Annotated in this window: 20 protein-coding genes; 3 read left to right on the forward strand and 17 right to left on the reverse strand. The window is 72.7% G+C overall.

The window, feature by feature from the left end; genetic code table 11:
• Window positions 1–13: 13 nt before the first annotated feature.
• Window positions 14–289 (forward strand): protealysin inhibitor emfourin, encoded by a 276-nt coding sequence (locus AMK29_RS03390; RefSeq protein WP_073807210.1) that lies wholly within the window; start codon window positions 14–16, stop codon window positions 287–289.
• Window positions 290–444: 155 nt separating this feature from the next.
• On the opposite strand, the gene era is transcribed toward AMK29_RS03390, so the two are convergent.
• The 7 genes from era to AMK29_RS03425 all read right to left on the reverse strand — a co-directional run bounded on the left by era (window position 445) and on the right by AMK29_RS03425 (window position 6,731).
• Entirely contained in the window at window positions 445–1,395 is a 951-nt protein-coding gene (era, locus tag AMK29_RS03395) for a GTPase Era (protein ID WP_374420164.1), read from the reverse strand.
• Window positions 1,396–1,416: 21 nt separating this feature from the next.
• A complete protein-coding gene (locus AMK29_RS03400) occupies window positions 1,417–2,388 on the reverse strand; it encodes a WxL protein peptidoglycan domain-containing protein (protein ID WP_073807212.1) in 972 nt (323 codons plus the stop codon).
• A 65-nt stretch (window positions 2,389–2,453) separates the two neighbouring features.
• A complete protein-coding gene (locus AMK29_RS03405; protein WP_073807215.1) occupies window positions 2,454–3,794 on the reverse strand; it encodes a beta-xylosidase in 1,341 nt (446 codons plus the stop codon).
• Between the two features lie 192 nt (window positions 3,795–3,986).
• Window positions 3,987–4,466, reverse strand: a complete 480-nt coding sequence (locus tag AMK29_RS03410; RefSeq protein WP_073807217.1) for a hypothetical protein — start codon at window positions 4,464–4,466, stop codon at window positions 3,987–3,989.
• Window positions 4,467–4,665: 199 nt separating this feature from the next.
• On the reverse strand, window positions 4,666–5,028 hold the full coding sequence (locus AMK29_RS03415; protein ID WP_073808244.1) for a cytidine deaminase: 363 nt from the start codon (window positions 5,026–5,028) through the stop codon (window positions 4,666–4,668).
• A 28-nt stretch (window positions 5,029–5,056) separates the two neighbouring features.
• A complete protein-coding gene (locus AMK29_RS03420; protein ID WP_073807219.1) occupies window positions 5,057–5,776 on the reverse strand; it encodes a hypothetical protein in 720 nt (239 codons plus the stop codon).
• Between the two features lie 133 nt (window positions 5,777–5,909).
• Window positions 5,910–6,731 carry a helix-turn-helix transcriptional regulator gene (locus tag AMK29_RS03425; protein ID WP_284711941.1) on the reverse strand — a complete coding sequence of 274 codons (822 nt, stop codon included), beginning with the start codon at window positions 6,729–6,731 and terminating at the stop codon, window positions 5,910–5,912.
• Between the two features lie 157 nt (window positions 6,732–6,888).
• Here AMK29_RS03425 and AMK29_RS03430 point away from each other — a divergent pair, with 157 nt between their 5' ends.
• Complete coding sequence (locus AMK29_RS03430; protein ID WP_073807223.1) at window positions 6,889–8,310, forward strand: MFS transporter; 1,422 nt, start codon at window positions 6,889–6,891, stop codon at window positions 8,308–8,310.
• 1 nt (window position 8,311) lies between these two features.
• Here AMK29_RS03430 and AMK29_RS03435 read toward each other — a convergent pair whose 3' ends face one another.
• The 5 genes from AMK29_RS03435 to AMK29_RS03455 form a co-directional block, all read right to left on the reverse strand.
• Window positions 8,312–8,665: an MmcQ/YjbR family DNA-binding protein gene (locus tag AMK29_RS03435; RefSeq protein ID WP_073807226.1), complete on the reverse strand. Its 354-nt coding sequence runs from the start codon at window positions 8,663–8,665 to the stop codon at window positions 8,312–8,314.
• Complete coding sequence (locus AMK29_RS03440; RefSeq protein WP_073807228.1) at window positions 8,662–9,957, reverse strand: hemolysin family protein; 1,296 nt, start codon at window positions 9,955–9,957, stop codon at window positions 8,662–8,664. The genes AMK29_RS03435 and AMK29_RS03440 overlap by 4 nt, the downstream gene beginning before the upstream one ends.
• A 4-nt stretch (window positions 9,958–9,961) precedes the next feature.
• Window positions 9,962–10,459 (reverse strand): rRNA maturation RNase YbeY, encoded by a 498-nt coding sequence (gene ybeY / locus AMK29_RS03445; protein ID WP_073807230.1) that lies wholly within the window; start codon window positions 10,457–10,459, stop codon window positions 9,962–9,964.
• A 12-nt stretch (window positions 10,460–10,471) separates the two neighbouring features.
• Entirely contained in the window at window positions 10,472–11,551 is a 1,080-nt protein-coding gene (locus tag AMK29_RS03450) for a PhoH family protein (protein WP_073807233.1), read from the reverse strand.
• Between the two features lie 105 nt (window positions 11,552–11,656).
• The gene (locus tag AMK29_RS03455) at window positions 11,657–12,781 is read right to left on the reverse strand and encodes a carbohydrate kinase family protein (RefSeq protein ID WP_073808247.1); all 1,125 of its coding nucleotides are present in this window, start codon (window positions 12,779–12,781) and stop codon (window positions 11,657–11,659) included.
• Between the two features lie 270 nt (window positions 12,782–13,051).
• Here AMK29_RS03455 and AMK29_RS03460 point away from each other — a divergent pair, with 270 nt between their 5' ends.
• Complete coding sequence (locus AMK29_RS03460) at window positions 13,052–14,383, forward strand: MFS transporter (RefSeq protein ID WP_073807235.1); 1,332 nt, start codon at window positions 13,052–13,054, stop codon at window positions 14,381–14,383.
• Between the two features lie 21 nt (window positions 14,384–14,404).
• Here the strand turns inward: AMK29_RS03460 and AMK29_RS03465 are convergent, their stop codons facing one another.
• From AMK29_RS03465 to AMK29_RS03485, 5 genes are all read right to left on the reverse strand, one after another.
• The gene (locus AMK29_RS03465; protein ID WP_073807238.1) at window positions 14,405–15,409 is read right to left on the reverse strand and encodes an adenosine deaminase; all 1,005 of its coding nucleotides are present in this window, start codon (window positions 15,407–15,409) and stop codon (window positions 14,405–14,407) included.
• A 2-nt stretch (window positions 15,410–15,411) separates the two neighbouring features.
• The gene (locus AMK29_RS03470; protein ID WP_073807240.1) at window positions 15,412–16,317 is read right to left on the reverse strand and encodes a ribonuclease Z; all 906 of its coding nucleotides are present in this window, start codon (window positions 16,315–16,317) and stop codon (window positions 15,412–15,414) included.
• 3 nt (window positions 16,318–16,320) lie between these two features.
• Complete coding sequence (locus AMK29_RS03475; RefSeq protein ID WP_073807243.1) at window positions 16,321–16,680, reverse strand: histidine triad nucleotide-binding protein; 360 nt, start codon at window positions 16,678–16,680, stop codon at window positions 16,321–16,323.
• A gap of 90 nt (window positions 16,681–16,770) precedes the next feature.
• A complete protein-coding gene (locus AMK29_RS03480; protein WP_073807246.1) occupies window positions 16,771–17,865 on the reverse strand; it encodes a tetratricopeptide repeat protein in 1,095 nt (364 codons plus the stop codon).
• On the reverse strand, window positions 17,862–19,196 hold the full coding sequence (locus AMK29_RS03485) for an ATP-binding protein (RefSeq protein WP_073807249.1): 1,335 nt from the start codon (window positions 19,194–19,196) through the stop codon (window positions 17,862–17,864). Before AMK29_RS03485 ends, AMK29_RS03480 begins: the two co-directional genes overlap by 4 nt.
• Window positions 19,197–19,198 lie beyond the last annotated feature (2 nt).

Raw genomic sequence — 19,198 nt, forward strand, 5'->3', positions numbered from 1 at the left:
TAGACAGGGCCCCATGCGGATTCGAGTGCGACGCACGGGCGGTTTCGCGGGCATCGAGCGGTCGGCGGAGGTGGACACCTCCGGCCGACCGGACGCCGGCGACTGGCACACCCTGGCCGAGGCGGTCCTCGACGGCGGCGACGAGGCCGCCGGCGAGGGGAGCCGGGGCGTACCGGACGGCTTCTCGTACGAGATCACCATCGACGGCCGGACGGTCCACTGCGACGACCCGCGCCTCACGGAAGAACAGAGGACCCTCATCACGAGGGTCCTCAAGGAAGGCGCGTAGGGTCCGCGCCGCTTCCCGCCCGCGTCTCTAGAAGCCCAGCTTCCGCAGCTGCTTGGGGACCCCTCCCCACCGCCGACCTCGCACCCCACGGCCCCAGGGGGCCTCACGGGCTTCGGACGGCCGCGCCGGCCTCCGGCCGGACGGTGGCGGGTTCCCTAGAAGCCCAGCTTCCGCAGCTGCTTGGGGTCGCGCTGCCAGTCCTTCGCGACCTTCACGTGGAGGTCGAGGAAGACGGGCGTGCCGAGCAGGGCTTCGATGTGCTTGCGGGACTTCATGCCGACCTCCTTCAGGCGGCTGCCCTTGGGGCCGATGATGATGCCCTTCTGGCTGGGGCGCTCGATGTAGACGTTGGCGTGGATGTCGAGCAGCGGTCGGTCCGCCGGGCGGTTCTCGCGCGGGATCATCTCCTCGACGACCACCGCGATCGAGTGCGGCAGCTCGTCCCGTACGCCTTCGAGCGCGGCCTCGCGGATCAGTTCCGCGACCATGACCTGCTCCGGCTCGTCCGTGAGGTCGCCCTCCGGGTAGAGCGGCGGGGACTCGGGGAGCAGCGGGACGAGGAGGTCGGCGACGAGCTGGACCTGCTTGTTGCCGACGGCCGAGACGGGGACGATCTGCGCCCACTCGAAGCCCAGCTCCTTGCCGAGCTGGTCGACGGCGATGAGCTGTTCGGCGAGCGTCTTGGAGTCGACCAGGTCGGTCTTGGTGATGATCGCGACCTTGGGGGTCTTCTTGATCCCGGCGAGTTCCTTGGCGATGAACTTGTCGCCGGGTCCGAGCTTCTGGTCGGCGGGCAGGCAGAAGCCGATGACGTCGACCTCGGCCCAGGTGGTGCGCACGACGTCGTTGAGCCGCTCGCCGAGGAGGGTGCGCGGCTTGTGGAGGCCGGGGGTGTCCACCAGGATCAGCTGGGCCTCCGGACGGTGCACGATGCCCCGGACGGTGTGCCGGGTGGTCTGCGGCCGGTTCGAGGTGATGGCCACCTTCTGGCCGACCAGAGCGTTCGTGAGGGTGGACTTGCCCGCGTTGGGGCGGCCGACGAAGCAGGCGAAGCCGGCCCGGTGGACGGCTTCGGTTTCTTGGTTGCGAGCGCTCATGGGGGCCATTGTCCCCGATGAGCGCCCGCCTCACGTACCTGCGTGCGCCCCCGGTCCCGTACGGGTCGTCCGGCGCCTCCGTATCCGCAGGCCGAGGACGCCCGCCGCGCCGCCCGCGAGCAGGGCCGTGGTGGCGAGCCAGGGCAGGGCGAGGAAGGACACCGACCCGGTCTCGCGGACGTCCTCGGCGGTGGCGGTGAGGGTGATGTCACCCCGGTCGAACTGAGGGGAGCCGGTCCACCGCTCGGTGAGCCGGATCTTCTGGCGGGGCAGCAGCTCGGCCGGCACCTTCGCGAGGTCGCGCGCGAGGAGGGTGCGGCCGAAGAGGCCTTCGGCGCGGAGGGCGACCTTGGGGTGGAGCGTGACGTTGCCGCGGTTGTGCAGGGTGTACGCGAGGACGGCGCTGCTCGCGCGGGTGCCGGGGATCAGCGGCCGGTCCTGGTCGAGGGTGACGTCCTCGACGGCGAGGGCGGGGACGGTCGGCCCGCCGACCCGGAGGTAGAGGCGGGCGGCGACGGCGCGCTGGACGCCGACGGCGACGGCGCCCTTCCCGCCGGGGCTGACGCGCTCGTCGAGGGCGACGAGAGCGCCGGGGTGGTCGCCGGGGTCGGCGTCGGCGGGGACGGTCAGGGTGTACGGGACGGTGACGGCGGAGCGGGCGGGGACGGTGATCCGCGTCTGTCGGGGTCGGATCCAGGCGCCGGCGCCGGTCTGCTTCTCGTGCTGGGTGCGGACGGCGAAGCCGCCGTCCCGGTCGGTGTTGTAGGCGTCGGCGCCGTAGAGCCGGAAGGTCAGGGGGGCGGAGGTCTTGTTGGCGACGGTGACCCGGTCGGTGAGGGTGGTGCCGGGGTCGGCGGAGAGGAAGAAGTAGGGGCGACTGCCCAGGTGGGCGGCGGCCGGGTAGACGGCCCATTCGCCGTTCTCGGCGGCCCGCGCGCCCGGTGCGAGGCCCAGGACGGCGAGGAGGGTGCTCAGGAGGAGGACGTACGGCGTACGGCGCACGGGTGCGGACCCCCGGGGTGCGGATGGGAGCGGGCTGGGCGGGTGCGCGCCCGGCCCGCCGGTGGTCAGGACAGGGTCAGGGTCAGGACGCCCGCGTACGAGCCGGGCGCGGTGAACGCCGGGACGTCGAGGGAGAGCCCGGCGCCGACGGTGAACTCGCCGCCGGTGAGGGCGCCGTTCGGGGTGGAGGCGAGGGTCGCGCCGCCGCTGCCGACGGGGCCGGACGAACCGGCCGCGCAGGTGCTGGGGCTGCCCTCGGTGGCGGTGCAGGAGGGGGTCCAGCTGAGGTTCCCGGCGCCGATGGAGCCGCCGGGGCCGGTGAAGTCGGTGACCTTGCCGGTGAGGGACCAGCCCGCGGGGCCGCCGCGGAAGTCCTTGACCGTCACCGTGTTGAGGTCGCCGGTGGCGGCGCCGCCCCGGCCGAAGTCGACGGAGGACAGTTGGACGGCGTCCCCGGCCTGGGTCATGGACAGTTCGCCCGCCGTGACGGCCGCGGTGATCTTCTGGCTGTCCGGTGGCTGCGGGGTGTCGTCGACGACGGTGTACGCGGCGGGCCCGGCGCCCTTGTCGGCGTTCCAGCTCGTGCCCTCGTACGCCACGATGCCGGTGGTCGCCTTGTCGTTGACCTTGAGGCGGGCGGCGAAGGAGCCCTCGCTGTCGGTGGTGACGGTCATCCGGTCGGCGGTCTCCGCCGCGCCGGCGCGGCCGGCGACGGTGACCTCGGTGAGCGGGCTGAACCGGGAGCCGCTGACCGTCACCCGGACGCCGGGGGCGCCGGAGGTGGTGTCGAGCTGGAGCGCTCGGGTGTTCGGGCTGGTCACGGGGCTCGCGGTGACCGTCTCGGAGACAGGGGCGGGCGGGTTGAGCACCGTACAGGGGGTGTCGAGCTCCATGAGGTAGCTGGTGTGGATGTTGTAGTCACCGGGCGAGAGGGTGATCGATCCGGCCTGGGTGACCTTGAAGGTGCCGGTCATGGAGAAGGCCGGGAAGGAGCCCTTGCCGGGGACCGGCGGGTTCTTCCTGGGGCCCGTGACGCTGATCGCGCCGGTCTGGGCGCCGCCGAGGACGACCTTGCCGCTGGGCGTCATGATGTCGGCCGGGAGTGCGAGGTCGACGGGGTTGGACGCGGCGGGCTTGGTGATCGTGTAGGTGACGGTCACGGTGTCGCCGACCTTGGGGCTGGTCTTGTCGGCCGAGATCTTGGCGGTCGTGGTGCCCTCGATGGCCGGGATGCCGGCGATCGGGGGCGGGACGCAGCGCGTGGGGAACTGCACCTCCGCGGAGGTGCTGGTCGCGCCGGCCGGGGCGGCGAGCGCGCCGCCGCCGGCGACCGCGAGGGCGGTGGCGCCGAGGACGGCGGTCCAGCGCCGTCTTCGGGCCGCCGCCCGGGATCGGGTGAGTGCCATGGATGTGCCCCCTCCTGAGGGATGAGAGTGGGCGCCATTGACGGCTGCGGGCGGAGAGAAGTCAATGCAGGCGAGAGACATCGACTGATGACCCATCAGATAGTGTCAGGATCGCCACAGGCTGACATCTCCCCAGGTCACGACGGGGACCGGTGTCGCCGACGGCGACACCGGTCAGGGCTGGGACAGGGCTCAGCTGAAGACGAAGGGGCCCGGCGACTGGGAGGTCACCGCGTCACAGTTCACCGTGATCCCGAAGATCACCATCTTGAGGGCGACACCCGCGAAGTACGAGTTGAGGCTGTCGCCCGAGGCCACGGTCCCGCTCAGCGGACCGATGACGACGGAGCCGCCGCCGGCGAGCGGCGGGTTCTTCTTGCCGGTGAAGACCCGGGTGCCGCCACCCGCCTTGGCCATCGTCAGCGTGGCGTTGATCTGGTCCGCGCCGACCGCGATCGGCGTCGTGACGGCCGAGGTGACGGTGACGGTCGCGGCCGTGCCGCTCTGGGTCGCGGCGAGGGTGGCGGTGCCGCCGCCCCAACTGCCGCAGTCGTACGTCGCCGTGGCCGACCCGGGCGAGACGGCGGCGGCCGTCGGTGCGAAGGCGAGTCCGGTGGCGGCGAGCCCTCCGGCGAGGACCGCGACGGTCCTCAAGGTGCTTCTGCTTCTCATGGCGAGTTCGTACCCCTTCCGATGACGGACGCAGGGGGTGCGGACACTGCGTGAACGCGAAGATCTGACGGTCCGTCGGGCGAACCGCAGTTCATTGAGACGCAGACGACCGGGGAAGGCAAGAGAAGATGCGGTGATCCTCAGCGAACGCGCGAGGGCCCGGCGCCGTGGCGCCGGGCCCTCGTCCCGCGTGCGCGGCTCAGCCGGCGGTGACGGCCGCCCGCAGCTGCCCGTCGGGGCCCGCGAGCAGCACCGGGGTCTCGGGGCCGCCGAGGTCCCGTACCGCCGCGCGGTCCTCGTCCGTGGCGGCCCCGGCGTTCGAGACGACGGCCGCCGCCTCCAGGGACTGGGCGCCGCTGGCCACCGCCATCGCGACCGCGGTCCGCAGCGCGCTCAGCTTGAGCGACTCCAGCTCCACGGTGCCGGCGACATAGGTGCGTCCGGTCTCGTCCCGTACGGCCGCGCCCTCGGGCACACCGTTTCGGGCGCGGGCGCTGCGCGCCAGGGTGATGATCTTGAGGTCCTCGGCGCCGAGGTCGCCGTGCTCGCTGCTGAGTGTCATGCCCCTGAGCATAGGCCGGGGCGTCGGGTCAGCCCTGGGCAGCCTTGGCGAACTTCTCCGCGGCGAGCTTGGCGAAGCCGTCGAAGTCCTTGTGACCGGTGGCGTCGGCCGGGACGTGGGCGAAGCGGGTCAGGCCGGTGCCCTGGGAGGCGACCAGCATGTTGGACTCGACGTTCATGCCGAGGTCCGCGATGTTCATCTTGATCCGGAAGGCGTGCGCCTGCTCGGTGCCCTGCGGGGCGGTGAGCTTCTCCACCGTGATCTTCATCTTCATGCCCTCCATCTCGGCGGAGAACCCCTTGCAGGTGCCGAGGGCGGTGCCGATGGCGGTGGCGTAGTCGGCGGCGCCGGTGCCCGGGAAGGTCATGACCTGCTGGCTGAGCAGCGACTCGGAGTTGCCTCGCTCGAAGTCCACGGAGCCGCCGATGGTGGCCCCGGCGACCTTGTCGTCCATGAGGGTCGCGATCGGCTTGCAGGCCTCGTTGTCGGCCTTGTAGGTGGTGGTGTCCGGCTCGGCCTTGCTCGCCTTCCAGCCCGAGGGCAGGTCCTTGAGCTCCAGCACCCCGGCCTTCATCTGAGCGGCGGTCAGCGGGGTGGCGGCCGGCGGGGCGGAGGTCTTCCCGGTGGCCTCGGTGCCCTTCTCGGCGCTGCCGGCCTTGTCGTCGGAACCGCCGCCGCACGCGGCGGTCAGCGAGAGCGCGGAGACGGCGAGGGCGGCGGCCAGGCCGCGGCTGAAGCGAGTACGCATGGTGAGGAAGCCTCTTGAGGGTGTGAGATGAGCAGAGAGCCGTCCGCCCACGGGGCGGGACCGGCGGCTCGGAGGATATACGGCTCCTCTGACATCCCGGTGTCGGCCTCGGTGCCGACGGGTGTCGGCCGGTTCAGCCCGCGACCGGGTACATCGCCCCCCGGCGTCCCTCGGGAGACACCAGCCACTCCAACTTGGCCGCCGTGTCGGCCTCCGGCAGCGGCGTGTGCATCACGATCACCAGGTCCGGCCGGGCCGGGACCCTCAGCTGGGTCGCCTCGACGACCAGCGTGCCGACCAGCGGATGCTCCATCTCCTTGCGGTTCTGGCCGCCCGGCAGGATGTCCCGCCGCTCCCACAGTTCGGCGAACTCCGGGCTCAGCGCCTTGGCCTCCTCGACCACCGCCCGGAACCCCTCGTCGTCCGGGCACTCCGAGCACGCCGAACGGAACTGCGCGACGACCTTCGGCGCCAGCTCCTCCCAGTGGCCCATCCGCGAGCGGTAGAGCGGGTCGGTGAAGAAGTCCACCAGGCAGTTCTGCGAGATCTCCGGCCGCATCCCGAGGACGATCGCCGCCGCGTCGTTGTACAGGACCGTGTTCCAGTACACGTCCATGATGTGCGCCGGGAACGGCATCCACGCGTCGATGAGGCGCCGCAGCCCCTCGCACATGTCCCGGTCCTCCGGAGCCGCCTCCAGGGCCGGCGGGTTCAGCGCCGCCAGGACGTACAGATGGCGCCGTTCCGCCGGGCTCAGCCGCAGCACCCGCGCCACCGAGTCGAGCACCTGCGGCGAGACCGTGATGTCCCGGCCCTGCTCCAGCCACTGGTACCAGGAGACCCCGACGCCCGCGAGGACCGCGACCTCCTCCCGGCGCAGCCCCGGCGTGCGGCGCCGTGTGCCACCGTCCGGGAGCCCGGCCTCGGCCGGGCTCACCCGGGCCCGACGGCTCATCAGGAACTCACGCAGCTCCCCGAGTCGGTGCTGCTTCGCGGTGGTGCTCTCGAGAGCGGTGGCCACGTGTGCTTCCTCCCCCTGGATGCCTGGTGGTACGACCAACAGGATAAGTTCCCGCTCCCCAGCCTTGTTCCCGCGCGCCGAGGGTGGGGGCATGGCAACCCTCACCCCTCCCTCAGCCGACCCCGCCGCCCCGGCCGCTCCCCCGGCCCTCACCGGCCGCACCCGGCTCATCCTCTTCGTGCTGTGCGCCGCCCAGTTCATGGTCGCGCTCGACTTCTCCGTACTGAACGTGGCACTGCCGGTCCTCGGCGCCGACCTCGGCTTCGGCCGGTCCGCCCTCCAGTGGGCCGTCACCGCCTTCGCGCTGCCCGCCGGCGGGTTCCTGCTCCTCTTCGGCCGCGTCGGCGACCTCTACGGACGCAAGAAGCTGTTCCTCGCCGGGCTCGCCCTCTTCGGCGTGGCCTCGCTGCTCGCCACCTTCGCCTGGAACCCGGCCGCCTTCCTCGCCGGACGTGCCCTGCAGGGCGTCGGCGCCGCCGCGATCGTGCCCACCGGCATGTCCCTGCTGACCACCGCGTTCCCCGAAGGGCCGCTGCGGGACCGGGCGCTGGGCATCTCCGGCACGCTGCTCTCGCTCGGCTTCACCGTCGGCATGATCCTCGGCGGTGTCATGACCGACACCCTCGGCTGGCGCTCCACCATGGGTCTGCTCGCCCTCTTCAGCGCGGTCGTGCTGCCGCTCGCCCCGGGCCTGCTCCCCGCGTCCGAGGGGACCGGCGGCGCCGCCGTCCCCGCGCGGCCCCGGCTCGACGTGCCCGGCGCGGTGACCGTCACCGGTGGTCTGCTCGCCCTGATCTACGCCCTGACGACGGCGGCCGACCGCGGCTTCGGCGGCACGGACGTCCTGGTCACCCTGGTGGCGGGCGTCCTGTTGCTCGCGGTGTTCGTCCGGGTCGAGTCCCGGCACGCGGCGCCGCTGGTCTCGCTGCCGATGCTGAGGCGCGGCACGGTCGCCTTCGGCAACCTGGGCGGTCTGGTCACCTTCTCGATGATGTCAACGGTCGTCTTCGTCCTCACCCTGTACCTCCAGGAGACCCTGGGAATGTCGGCCTTCGTGACCGGCCTCGTCTTCGGCGTGCAGGGTGCGGCGTCGGTCCTCGCGGGCCTGTACGCCCCGAAGGTCATCGGCCGGATCGGTGCCCGCCGCACCCTCGTCGGCTCGCTCGCCGGACAGGGCCTGCTCACGGCCGGGCTGCTCGGCGTGGGCGAGGAGTCCGGCGCGCTCCTGGCGGCCGTGCTCGTCTCGCTGGCCTCCATGTGCCACCTCGGCGCGATCATCTCGTACGGACTGACCGTCACCTCCGGTGTCCCCGACGAGGAGCAGGGCCTGGCGACCGGCCTCGTCACCACCACCCAGCAGGTGGGCCTCACCGTCGGCATCCCGCTGCTCGGGGTGCTCGCGACCACGGGCGGGGACCTGTTCGGGGGTGTCCGCACGGTGCTCGCCCTGGACGCGGCGATCGTCCTCGGCACGGCGCTCCTCGTCGGGCTCGGCCTGCGGCGGCGCTCCTGAGTCAGGGGCGGTCGAGGCGGAGCCGCACCGCCTTGGGAAGACCGGCGACGACGAGGTCGTACGAGTCCTCGACGAGCTCCCGGACCATCGGGTCCGGGAGCTCTCCGACGGTCACCGTGTTCCAGTGCCGCTTGCTCATGTGGTAGCCGGGAACGATCGCCGGGTGCTCCTCACGGAGCCGTACCGCCTCGTCCGGGTCGCACTTGAGGTTGACCTTCAGCGGCTCGGCGTCGAGCGCCGACAGCGCGAACAGCTTCCCGGCGACCTTGAAGACCGAGGTCTCCGGGCCGAACGGGAACTCCTCCGTCGCGTCGTTGAAGTCGAGACAGAAGGCCCGCAGCTCGTCGGGGGTCATTCCGCCTTCTCCTCCAGCTCCAGCGGCTCCACGAGAACGGTGACGATCTTGTTCCGCCGGCCGGCCGGGGACTCGGCCGTCAGCCGCAGCGCCCGCCCGTCCGGCAGCTTCACCACGGCCTTCGCGCCCGCGATCGGCACCCTGCCCAGGGCCTTCGCGAGCAGCCCGCCGACGGTCTCCACGTCCTCGTCGTCGTACTCGTCGGGGCCCAGGCCGTACAGCTCGCCCAGATCCCCGATGTCGAGGCGCGCGGTGACCCGGTGACGGTCCTCGCCGAGTTCCGTCACCGGCGGCAGCTCGCGGTCGTACTCGTCGGTGATCTCGCCGACGATCTCCTCCAGGATGTCCTCGATGGTGACGATCCCGGCCGTGCCGCCGTACTCGTCGATGACGACGGCGACGTGGTTCCGCTCCTGCTGCATCTCGCGCAGCAGGTCGCCGGCGTTCTTGGTGTCGGGCACGAAGGCGGCGGACCGCATCGCGGTGGACACCAGGTCGCCCTCGGCGTCCCGGTTGATGTGCGTCCTGCGGACCAGGTCCTTGAGGTACACGATGCCGACGATGTCGTCCTCGTTCTCGCCGGTGACCGGGATCCGGGAGAAACCGGAACGCAGCGCGAGCGTGAGGGCCTGACGGATCGTCTTGAACCGCTCGATGCAGATCAGGTCGGTCCGGGGCACCATCACCTCCCGCACGAGCGTGTCGCCCAGCTCGAAGACGGAGTGCACCATCCGGCGCTCCTCGTCCTCGATCAGCGACTCCTGCTCCGCGAGGTCCACCATGGCCCGCAGCTCCGCCTCGGAGGCGAAGGGGCCCTTCCGGAAACCCTTGCCGGGGGTCAGCGCGTTGCCGATGAGGATGAGCAGCTGAGGGATCGGCCCCATGATCCGGGCCAGCGGAAGCAGCACGTACGCGGCGGCCGTCGCGGTGTTCAGCGGGTGCTGGCGGCCGATGGTCCGCGGGGAGACGCCGACGGCCACGTACGAGACGAGGACCATGACGGCGATGGCGATGAGCAGCGCCTCCCAGGTCTCCGGGAAGGCTTCGAGGCAGGCGTACGTGACGAGGACGCCGGCCGCCATCTCGCAGGCGACGCGCACGAGCAGCGCCACGTTGAGATAGCGGGTCGGGTCGGAGGCGACCTGGGCCAGCTTGGCCGCCCCGCGGCGGCCGGACCGCACGGCCTCGGCGGCGCGGAAGCTGGAGACACGGGCGAGTCCCGCCTCGGCGCAGGCGGCGAGCCAGGCCACGACGACCAGGGCCACCGCGCCGAGGATCAGCGACGTGTCCATCGGGTCAGGAGACGGTCGGCGCGGGAGACGGGCCGGTCAGGCCCTTCTCCTCGCGCCAGCCGTCGACGATCGCCGCCTGGAGGCCGAACATCTCGGCCTTCTCGTCGGGCTCCTCGTGGTCGTACCCGAGGAGGTGCAGCACGCCGTGGACGGTGAGGAGCTGGAGCTCCTCGTCCATGGAGTGCTCCGTCGGCGCGTCCTTGCCCTGCTGGGTGGCGACCTCGGGGCAGAGCACGATGTCGCCGAGGAGCCCCTGCGGGGGCTCGTCGTCGTCCTTCGCCGGTGGACGCAGCTCGTCCATCGGGAAGGACATCACGTCCGTCGGCCCGGGCAGGTCCATCCACTGGATGTGGAGCTGCTCCATCGCCTCCGCGTCCACGACGATCACCGAGAGCTCGGAGAGCGGGTGGATGCGCATGCGCGCGAGCGCGTAGCGGGCGATGTCGAGGATCGCCTGCTCGTCGACCTCGGTACCGGACTCGTTGTTGACGTCGATCGACATGTGCTCTGCGTTCTACTTCCCGTTACGGCCGCGCCGATGGTCGCCACGGCTGTCGTCGCGGCTCTCGTTGCGGAGGTCGTACTGCTCGTACGCGTCGACGATACGGCCGACGAGCCTGTGCCGGACGACATCCTGCGACGTGAGCGTCGAGAAGTGGACGTCCTGGACGCCGTCCAGGATGTCGCGGACCTGCCGCAGACCGCTCTTCGTCCCGTTCGGCAGGTCGACCTGGGTGACGTCACCGGTGATGACGATCTTCGAGTCGAAGCCGAGGCGGGTGAGGAACATCTTCATCTGCTCGGGGTTCGTGTTCTGCGCCTCGTCGAGGATGATGAACGCGTCGTTGAGCGTCCTGCCACGCATGTACGCCAAGGGCGCGACCTCGATCGTCCCGCTCGCCATGAGCTTGGGGATCGAGTCGGGGTCGAGCATGTCGTGCAGGGCGTCGTAGAGCGGGCGCAGATACGGGTCGATCTTCTCGTAGAGCGTGCCGGGCAGGAAGCCGAGGCGCTCGCCGGCCTCGACGGCCGGGCGGGTCAGGATGATCCGGGTGACCTGCTTGGACTGCAGGGCCTGGACCGCCTTGGCCATGGCGAGGTAGGTCTTGCCCGTACCGGCGGGTCCGATGCCGAAGACGATCGTGTGCTTGTCGATCGCGTCGACGTACCGCTTCTGGTTGAGCGTCTTGGGGCGGATCGTGCGGCCCCGGTTGGACAGGATGTTCTGCGTGAGGACCTCGGCGGGGGTCTCCTCGCCGCCCTCCGAGCCGTTCTCGCTCGCCCTGAGCATGGCGATCGAGCGTTCCACTGCGTCCTCCGTCATCGGCTGTCCGGTGCGGAGCACCAGCATCATCTCGTCGAACAGGCGCTGGATCAGAGCGACTTCCGCCGCGTCGCCGACCGCGCTGACCTGGTTGCCCCGGACATGGATGTCCGCCTGCGGGAACGACCGCTCGATCACACGGAGCAGCGCGTCACCCGAGCCGAGCAGGGTGACCATCGGGTGCTTGGCGGGAACGGTGAAGTGGGCGCGGGCCTGTCCGGGCGTCCCGTCCTGGGGCGCCCCGTCATGGGCTGTGGGTGTCTGAGTCATGGGCCGGCACTGTGGCCTGCGCATACCTCCCGTTGCAGGGTTCTCGCCGCTCGACAACCTCTGGGCTCCAAGCCTACGACCTGGCACCGACAAGCCCGTAGCGGTTTACGGATGGGCCGCGCGGAAGCCGATCGTGGGCACGGCCCGGCGCAGCGGCCAGGGGCGGGCGGGGGCCGGCAGGAGCCGCTCCAGGAAGGCGTAGCGGGCGCGCAGGGCCTGGGGGTCCTGCATGGCGTGGCCCTGTGCCTGCTGCCACCAGGCGGCGATCTCGTCCCAGGTGGGGGCGGAGAGGGAGCCGCCGAACTCCTGGACGGAGAGGGCGGCGGTGAGGCCGGCGAAGGCGAGCCGGTCGGCGAGGGGCCAGTCGGCGAGGGTGCCGGTGACGAACCCGGCGACGAAGACGTCCCCGGCGCCGGTCGGGTCGAGGGCGGAGACCTGGATGGCGGGCACCTCGGCGGTCTCGCCGGTGGCGCCGTCGACGGCGTAGGCGCCCTCGGCACCGAGCGTGACGACGGCGTAGCGGACCTTGTCGGCGAGGGCGCGGGCGGCGGCCCTGGGGCAGTCGGTGCGGGTGTAGCGCATCGCCTCGGCGGCGTTGGGCAGGAAGGCCTCGCAGTGCTCCAGGTCGCCGAGGGCGGCCAGGTCCCAGCGGCCGGTGTCGTCCCAGCCGACGTCCGCGAAGACCTTGGCGCCGCCGCGGGCGGCCCGGGCGACCCACTCCTCGTCGCGGCCGGGGGCCAGGGAGGCGACGGCCGCGCGCGCGTGCGGCGGGTAGGCGGGCGGGGCGCCGACGGCGTCGACGGGTGGGGCCTCGTGCCCGTGGGAGACCATGGTCCGCTCCCCCTCGTAGGCCATGGAGACGGTGACCGGGGAGTGCCAGCCGGGGACGGTGCGGGAGAGGGAGAGGTCGATGCCCTCGCCCTGCTCCAGGGCGTCCCAGCAGTACTCGCCGTAGTGGTCGTCACCGAAGGCGGCGGCGAGGGAGGTGCGCAGGCCGAGGCGGGCGAGGGCGGTGGCCATGTTGGCGACGCCGCCGGGGCTCGATCCCATGCCGCGGGCCCAGGACTCGGTGCCGCGGACGGGCGCGCTGTCGAGGCCGGTGAAGATGATGTCGAGGAAGACCGTGCCGGTCAGGAAGACGTCGCAGGCGGGGTCGGTGGGCTCGCGCAGGCACACCAGAGGGTCGACCCCGGCGTCGTGTGGCGGCTGGTCTCCCCTTGCTGTGGTCACGGCGGACTCCCCGGTCGTGGTGCGGCGGATCGGCACCGTGGTGCTGATCTGGACAGTGTGCCCGATGGGGGTGGGGAGACGGGGGTGACGCAACACGCCCTTCGCGCGTTGCCCCGCCCCACCCATCCCAAACCGATCGTGACCCATATCACAGACCGAATGGGGGGATACCGCCTTCTCCGCCCACTCCGATGCTTGATACACATGGTGCCGCGACCCCGTGGATCTCCGGGTGCCGTCTCATCCCCCTGTTCAGTTCCTGGAACGCCCATGTCGTCGCGCCCGCGCGTCCCGGGGGCCCTCGTCGCCCTCGTCGCCCTCTTCACGGCCGGTTACCTCGCCCCGTACCTGCTGCCCACCGTCGTCGGCCGGCTCTCCGCAGGCCTCGCCCTGACCCCCGCGCAGGCGGGTCTGGTCGGCTCCGTGCTGCTGCTCGGCTCCTCGTCCGCCGGTTTCACGCTCGCCGCGCGCGGCGAGCGGACCGGGCCGCGCCGGACGGCCCGCGCGGGCCTGCTCGCGATGGCGGTCGGATACGGCTCCGCCGCCGCGACCGGCGCGGTGCCCCTGGTGGTCGCGGGCTGCGTCCTCGGCGGCATCGGCTCGGGTACGGCGACGGCCGTGGCCGCCGCCGGGATCGCCGGCCAGCGGGATCCGCACCGGGCCTCCACGCTCGGCCTGCTCACCGTCTCGGCGACGGCGGGCGCCCTGTACCTGACCCTTCCTCACCTGGCCGGCGGGCACGCGCCGCCGCTGCTCGCCATCGCCTGCGCGGCGGTCCTGGTGTGGCCGCTGACGGGCCGTCTGCCGGGCGCCACGCGTGCGGTGCGGGAGACGGCGACGGCATCCGGCCCCCTCCCGTACCGCCGGGCCGGGATCGTCCTCGCCGCCGGCATCCTGTGCTGGTCCCTCGCGCAGAACGCGCTGTGGGGCGTGAGCGGCCGCATCGGGCTCACCCAGGCCGGGCTCTCCGAGGTCACCGTCGGCGCGGTCTTCGCGGCGGCGCTCGGTGCCGGGCTCGCCGGGGTCACTGCGGCCGGGGCGCTGGGCTCACGCCTCGGCCGGGCGGTGCCGATCGGGGCGGGCACCGTCCTCATCGCCGGGTGCGTGCTGCTCAGCTCGGCGGCCGGGGGCCTGGCCTCGTTCGCGACCGGCGAGATCCTGTGGAACGCCGTCTACCCGGTCGTCCTGTCGTACCTCCTGGGCCTGGCCGCCTCGCTCGACCCGCGCGGCCGGTGGGCCGTCCTGGTCGGCTCGGCGTCCTCGCTGGGCGTGGCCTGCGGCCCGGTGACCGGCAGCCTGCTGTCGGAGGCCGCCGGATACCCGGGCATGGGCCTCGTCCTGTGCGCCCTGCTGCTCCTGGTCGCGGTCCCGATGACGGCGGTGGCCCGCCACGCCTCCGGCCGTCCCCTGGTGCCGGGCTCGATCCGCCGCAGGGGCGGCGCGCCGGCGGCGGTCCTGGCGGGCACGGCGGCGGCGACCCCGCCGCTGGTTCCCCAGATGGGCGCTCCGGAGCAGGAGGTCGCCCCGATCCGGGTCCCGGCGGGTCGCCGCCGGCCGGCGAAGTCGGCGTACCGGCTGGCGAGGCCGAGCGACCGGGGCTGAGAGGCCGACCCCCCGGAGGCGCTACCCGCGCTCCCCGTCGAAGGCGTACGCGTCCACCTCCGCGAGGTACCGCGCCCTGCGGGGCTCGTCGTCGTCCAGGAAGGACGCCGTGAACGAGTTGCGGGCCAGCTCCCGGAGCTGCTCCGGTCCCAGCCCGAGCGCCTCCCGCACCCCGTCGAAGTTGTCCCCCGCGTATCCGCCGAAGTACGCCGGGTCGTCCGAGTTCACGGTCACCAGGAGCCCCGCCGCCATCATCGCGGGCAGCGGGTGGTCGGCCAGGGTGTCGATGACGCGCAGCCGTACGTTCGACAGGGGGCAGAGGGTCAACGGCACCCGCTCCCGGGCCAGCCGGTCGACGAGCTCCGGGTCCTCCATGCAGCGCAGGCCGTGGTCGATCCGCTCCACACCGAGGACGTCGAGGGCCTCCCGCACGTAGGCGGCGGGGCCCTCCTCGCCCGCGTGGGCGACCTTGCGCAGTCCGAGCGCCCCGGCGGCCTCGTAGACCTCGCGGAACTTCGCCGGCGGGTGGCCGACCTCCGCCGAGTCCAGGCCGACCCCGGTGATCCGGTCCAGGTAGGGCTTGGCGGCCTCCAGGGTCGCGAGCGCCGACTCCGCCGACTCGTCGCGCAGGAAGCACAGGATGAGCCGGGTGGAGATCCCGTACCGCTCCTCGGAGCGTTCGAGGGAGGCGCCGAGGCCTTCGATCACGGTGCCGATGCCGATCCCGCGGGCGGTGTGCGCCTGCGGGTCGAAGAAGATCTCGGCGTGCCGGACGCCCTGGGCGGCGGCCCGCTCCAGATAGGCGTCGGCGAGCTCCGTGAAGTCGTCGGCGGTCCGCAGCACGGCCATCAGGCCGTAGTAGAGGTCGAGGAAGGACTGGAGGTCGCTGAAGCGGTACGCCCGGCGCAGCTCCTCGGTGTCCGCGTACGGCAGGGTGACGCCGTTGCGCGCGGCGAGCGCGAAGGCCAGCTCGGGTTCGAGGGTGCCTTCGATGTGGAGGTGCAGTTCGGCCTTGGGTACGGGCATGTTCACGTTCGTTTCGGTACGGGGACCCTCATGAGGTCCTGGGCAATGCTCAGTTCGCCGTCGAACCCGGCCGCCCGCGCCTGCCGCTCGAACTCGGCCGGGTCGGAGTAGCGCTGCGAGAAGTGGGTCAGGACGAGATGCCGTACGCCCGCGTCCCGGGCGACCGACGCGGCCTGTCCGGCCGTCAGGTGGCCGTGGTCGGTGGCGAGCCGGACGTCCTCGTCGAGGAAGGTCGACTCGATGACGAGCAGGTCGGTGCCCTCGGCGAGGGCGTGCACGCCGTCGCAGAGCCGGGTGTCCATGACGAAGGCGAAGCGCTGCCCGCGCCGGACCTCGCTGACCTCGTCGAGGCTCACCCCGTTCAGGACGCCGTCGCGCTGGATCCGGCCCACGTCGGGGCCCTTGATGCCGTGCGCGGCCAGCTTCTCGGGCAGGATGCGGCGCCCGTCGGGCTCGGTGAGCCGGTAGCCGTAGGACTCGACGGGGTGCGAGAGCCGGCACGCGTCGAGGGTGTACGCCTCCGTGACGGCGAGCGGCCCGTCGGCGGCGACGGGCGACTCGGTCAGCCGCACGGTCTCGCGGTAGGCCGTCGCGTACCGCAGGCGCTCGAAGAAGTGCTGTCCGCTCGCCGGGTAGTGCGCGGTGACCGGGTGCGGGACCTGGTCGAGGTTGATCCGCTGGATCACCCCGGCCAGGCCGAGCGAGTGGTCGCCGTGGAAGTGCGTCACGCAGATGCGGTGGATGTCGTGCGCGGCGACGCCGGCCCGCAGCATCTGGCGCTGGGTGCCCTCACCGGGATCGAAGAGGATGCCCTGTCCGTCCCAGCGGAGCAGATAGCCGTTGTGGTTGCGGTGCCGGGTCGGGACCTGGCTCGCGGTCCCGAGGACGACCAGTTCGCGTACGGACACGGGTTATCCGGGGGGCCAGTTGAGGCCGCGGCCGCCGAGCACGTGCGCGTGGGCGTGGAAGACGGTCTGGCCGGCGCCCGCGCCCGTGTTGAGCACGATGCGGTAGCCGCTGTCCGCGGTCTTCTCCTGGGCGGCGATCTCCCCGGCCTCGCGCAGCACGTCGGCGGCGACGGTCGGGGCGCCGGCGGCGAGCGACGCGGCGTCCGGGTAGTGGAGGCGGGGGATCACGAGGACGTGGGTGGGCGCCTGCGGGTTGATGTCGCGGAACGCGACGGTCGTCTCCGTCTCGCGCACGATCGTCGCGGGCACCTCGCCCGCCACGATCTTGCAGAACAGGCAGTCGCTCTGCGGCTCTCCGGCCATGGCCCTGGGCCTCCTCGCCTCGTCGGTCACTCCACGCGCATGCTATCCGCCGCCTCCGACATCCCCGGCCCCCAGGCCGTGTCCGGGCCGTCAGTCCTTGGGGGCGCGCCGGTTCAGGGCGGAGCGGCTCACCCAGTACGTGATGATCACGGCCCAGAACAGGGGGGTCCCCAGCCCGCCGATCACGCCCGCGTCGAACGACCACAGGGCCATCGTCACCAGCGAGTAGAGGCCGAGCAGCCCCACGGCCGTGGCCATCGCGATCACGGGCCGGCAGGAGCGCGCCACGAGGAACAGCGGGCGGCGCAGCCGGGGCGGCACCCGGCGCCCCATCCACAGCACCCAGCCGCCCCACGCGCCGAGGAACACGGCCGCGCCGATCGCGAGGGGGACGAACGCCTCCGCCCCGGTGGCTCCGGTACGGACCGGGGCGGAGCCGAACGTGGAGGCGACGAAACCGACGAGGGCCACCCAGCGGGACCCGGCGACGGTGTTCCAGGCCATGGCCTCCAGGTTGTAGCGGGCCTTGCGGTCCTGGAGGTCGAGCGCGGCGGAGGCGACGAAGCCCTCGGCGGCCTGCGTCCAGGCCCCGCGCCGGAACCAGCGGCGCCGCAGCCGCAGCAGCGACAGGTTGTTGTGGGCCTCGCTGCTCTGCGGGTTGAGCCGCAGCGTCGTCTCGTACGCGCGCTGCGCGGTGGCGTGGTCGCCCCGGCGCTGCGCGGTGAGCCCGACCAGGAAGTGGGCGGCGTCCTCCTCGGGGGCGAGGCTGACGGCGGCCCTGGCCGCCTCGTACGCCTCGACGCTCCGCGCGGGCGTGCGCGCGTGCTCCCCGAACTGGGCCAGCGCCGTACCGAGGGCGTAGTGGGTGCCCCAGTACTGCGGGGCGAGCTGGACGGCGTACCGGGCGGAGGCCTCGGCGTCCGGGAACCGCCGCAGGCCCAGCAGGATCTGGACACGCATCAGCCAGGCCATGAGCAGCTCGGGTTGGGCGCTCAGCGCCCGGTCCACGGCGTCCAGGGCGGCCGCGTGGTCCTCGGCGCGGTGGTGGCAGCGGGCGAGCAGGACGAGCGCCTCGGCGTCCTCCGGTTCGGCCGCCAGGTGCTGGGCGACGAGCTCCCCCGCCTGTGCGTACCGCCCGGTGTCGTACAGGGCCTCGGCCCGCAGGAGGGCGGTCGGGGTGGTCACAGCTTGCGCTTCCGCTTGAGGTGGGCGAGGAGGTCGTCGTACAGGCCGCCCTCGTTGGCGAACATGGCGACGTTCCTGGCGGCGGCGAACCACGGCTCCGTGGACGGCTTGATCTGCTTGGCCGCGCCCAGCAGGTCCTTGGTGGTGATCAGGCGTACGGAGCCGCTGCGGGCGGAGTCGAGGAGCGCGGCCTCGGCGGCCGTCTCGCAGACGTGGGCGAGGTCGGCGCCCGAGAAGTCCTCGGTGGCCTTGACCAGCTTGCCCAGGTCGACGGCCTCGATGGGGCGCTCGCGCAGGTGGTAGCGGAGGATCGCCTCGCGGGCGGTGGCGTCCGGCGGCAGCACGAGCAGGGTGCGGTCGAGGCGGCCGGGGCGGCGGAGCGCGATGTCCACGTCCCAGGGCACGTTGGTGGCGGCGAGCACGAAGACGCCCTCGTTGCCGGCGCCGCTCGCGATGCCGTCGAGCTCGGTGAGGAGCTGGTTGACGACGTTGCGCAGGCCGCTGTGGTGGGTGCGGGAGCGCTTGGCCCCGAGGGCGTCCAGCTCGTCGAGGAAGACGACGCAGGGGGCCTGGCGGCGGGCGGTCTCGAAGATGTCGTGGATGTTCTTCTCGGAGGCGCCGATCCACATGTCGAGGACGTCGGAGAGCGAGACGGTGAGGAAGTTCGCGCCGAGTTCGCCGGCGACGGCCCGCGCGATGAAGGTCTTGCCGCAGCCGGGCGGCCCGTAGAGGAGCAGGCCGCCACGGAGCGACTTGCCGTAGAGCCGCCGCAGTTCGGGGTTGCGCATGGGCGCGAGGAACGCGGCTTCGAGGCGGTCCTTGACCTCCTCCATGCCGCCGACGTCGGCGAGGCGTACGGCGCCGGGGGCGTCGACGTCCCAGGCGGCGGCGTCCCCGGCGGCCCCCTCGCCGTCGGCGGCCTGCGGATCCTCCAGGAACCGGGGGCCGACGAGGTCCTGGACCTGCTGCTCGGCGGCGTCCCAGTCGAAGGAGGGCCGGTCGGCGGCGGGCTGGTCGACGGGCCTGGCGGCGGGCTCGTCGACCGGCTTCCCCAGGGACTGCTCGTCGGCCGGCTTCCCCGTGGACGGCTCGTCGACCGGCTTCCCCGTGGACTGCTCGACCGGCGGCACGCCCATCGCCCGCATCATCAGCGCCCGCGCGTCCGCGTCCCCCGGCGCGTGCTGGAGCGCGACGGCCGCCTCCGTCACGGCCTCGTCGTTCCGCCCTTCGGAGAGGAGGAGTTCGGCGAAGTGAAGACGCAGGGGTACGTCACCGGGTGCGGCGGCCACGGCGGCGCGCAGACTGCGGATCAGGGGAGACTCGTCGGCCATGC

The organism is Streptomyces sp. CB02261 (assembly GCF_001905665.1).
Taxonomy (GTDB): Bacteria; Actinomycetota; Actinomycetes; order Streptomycetales; family Streptomycetaceae; genus Streptomyces.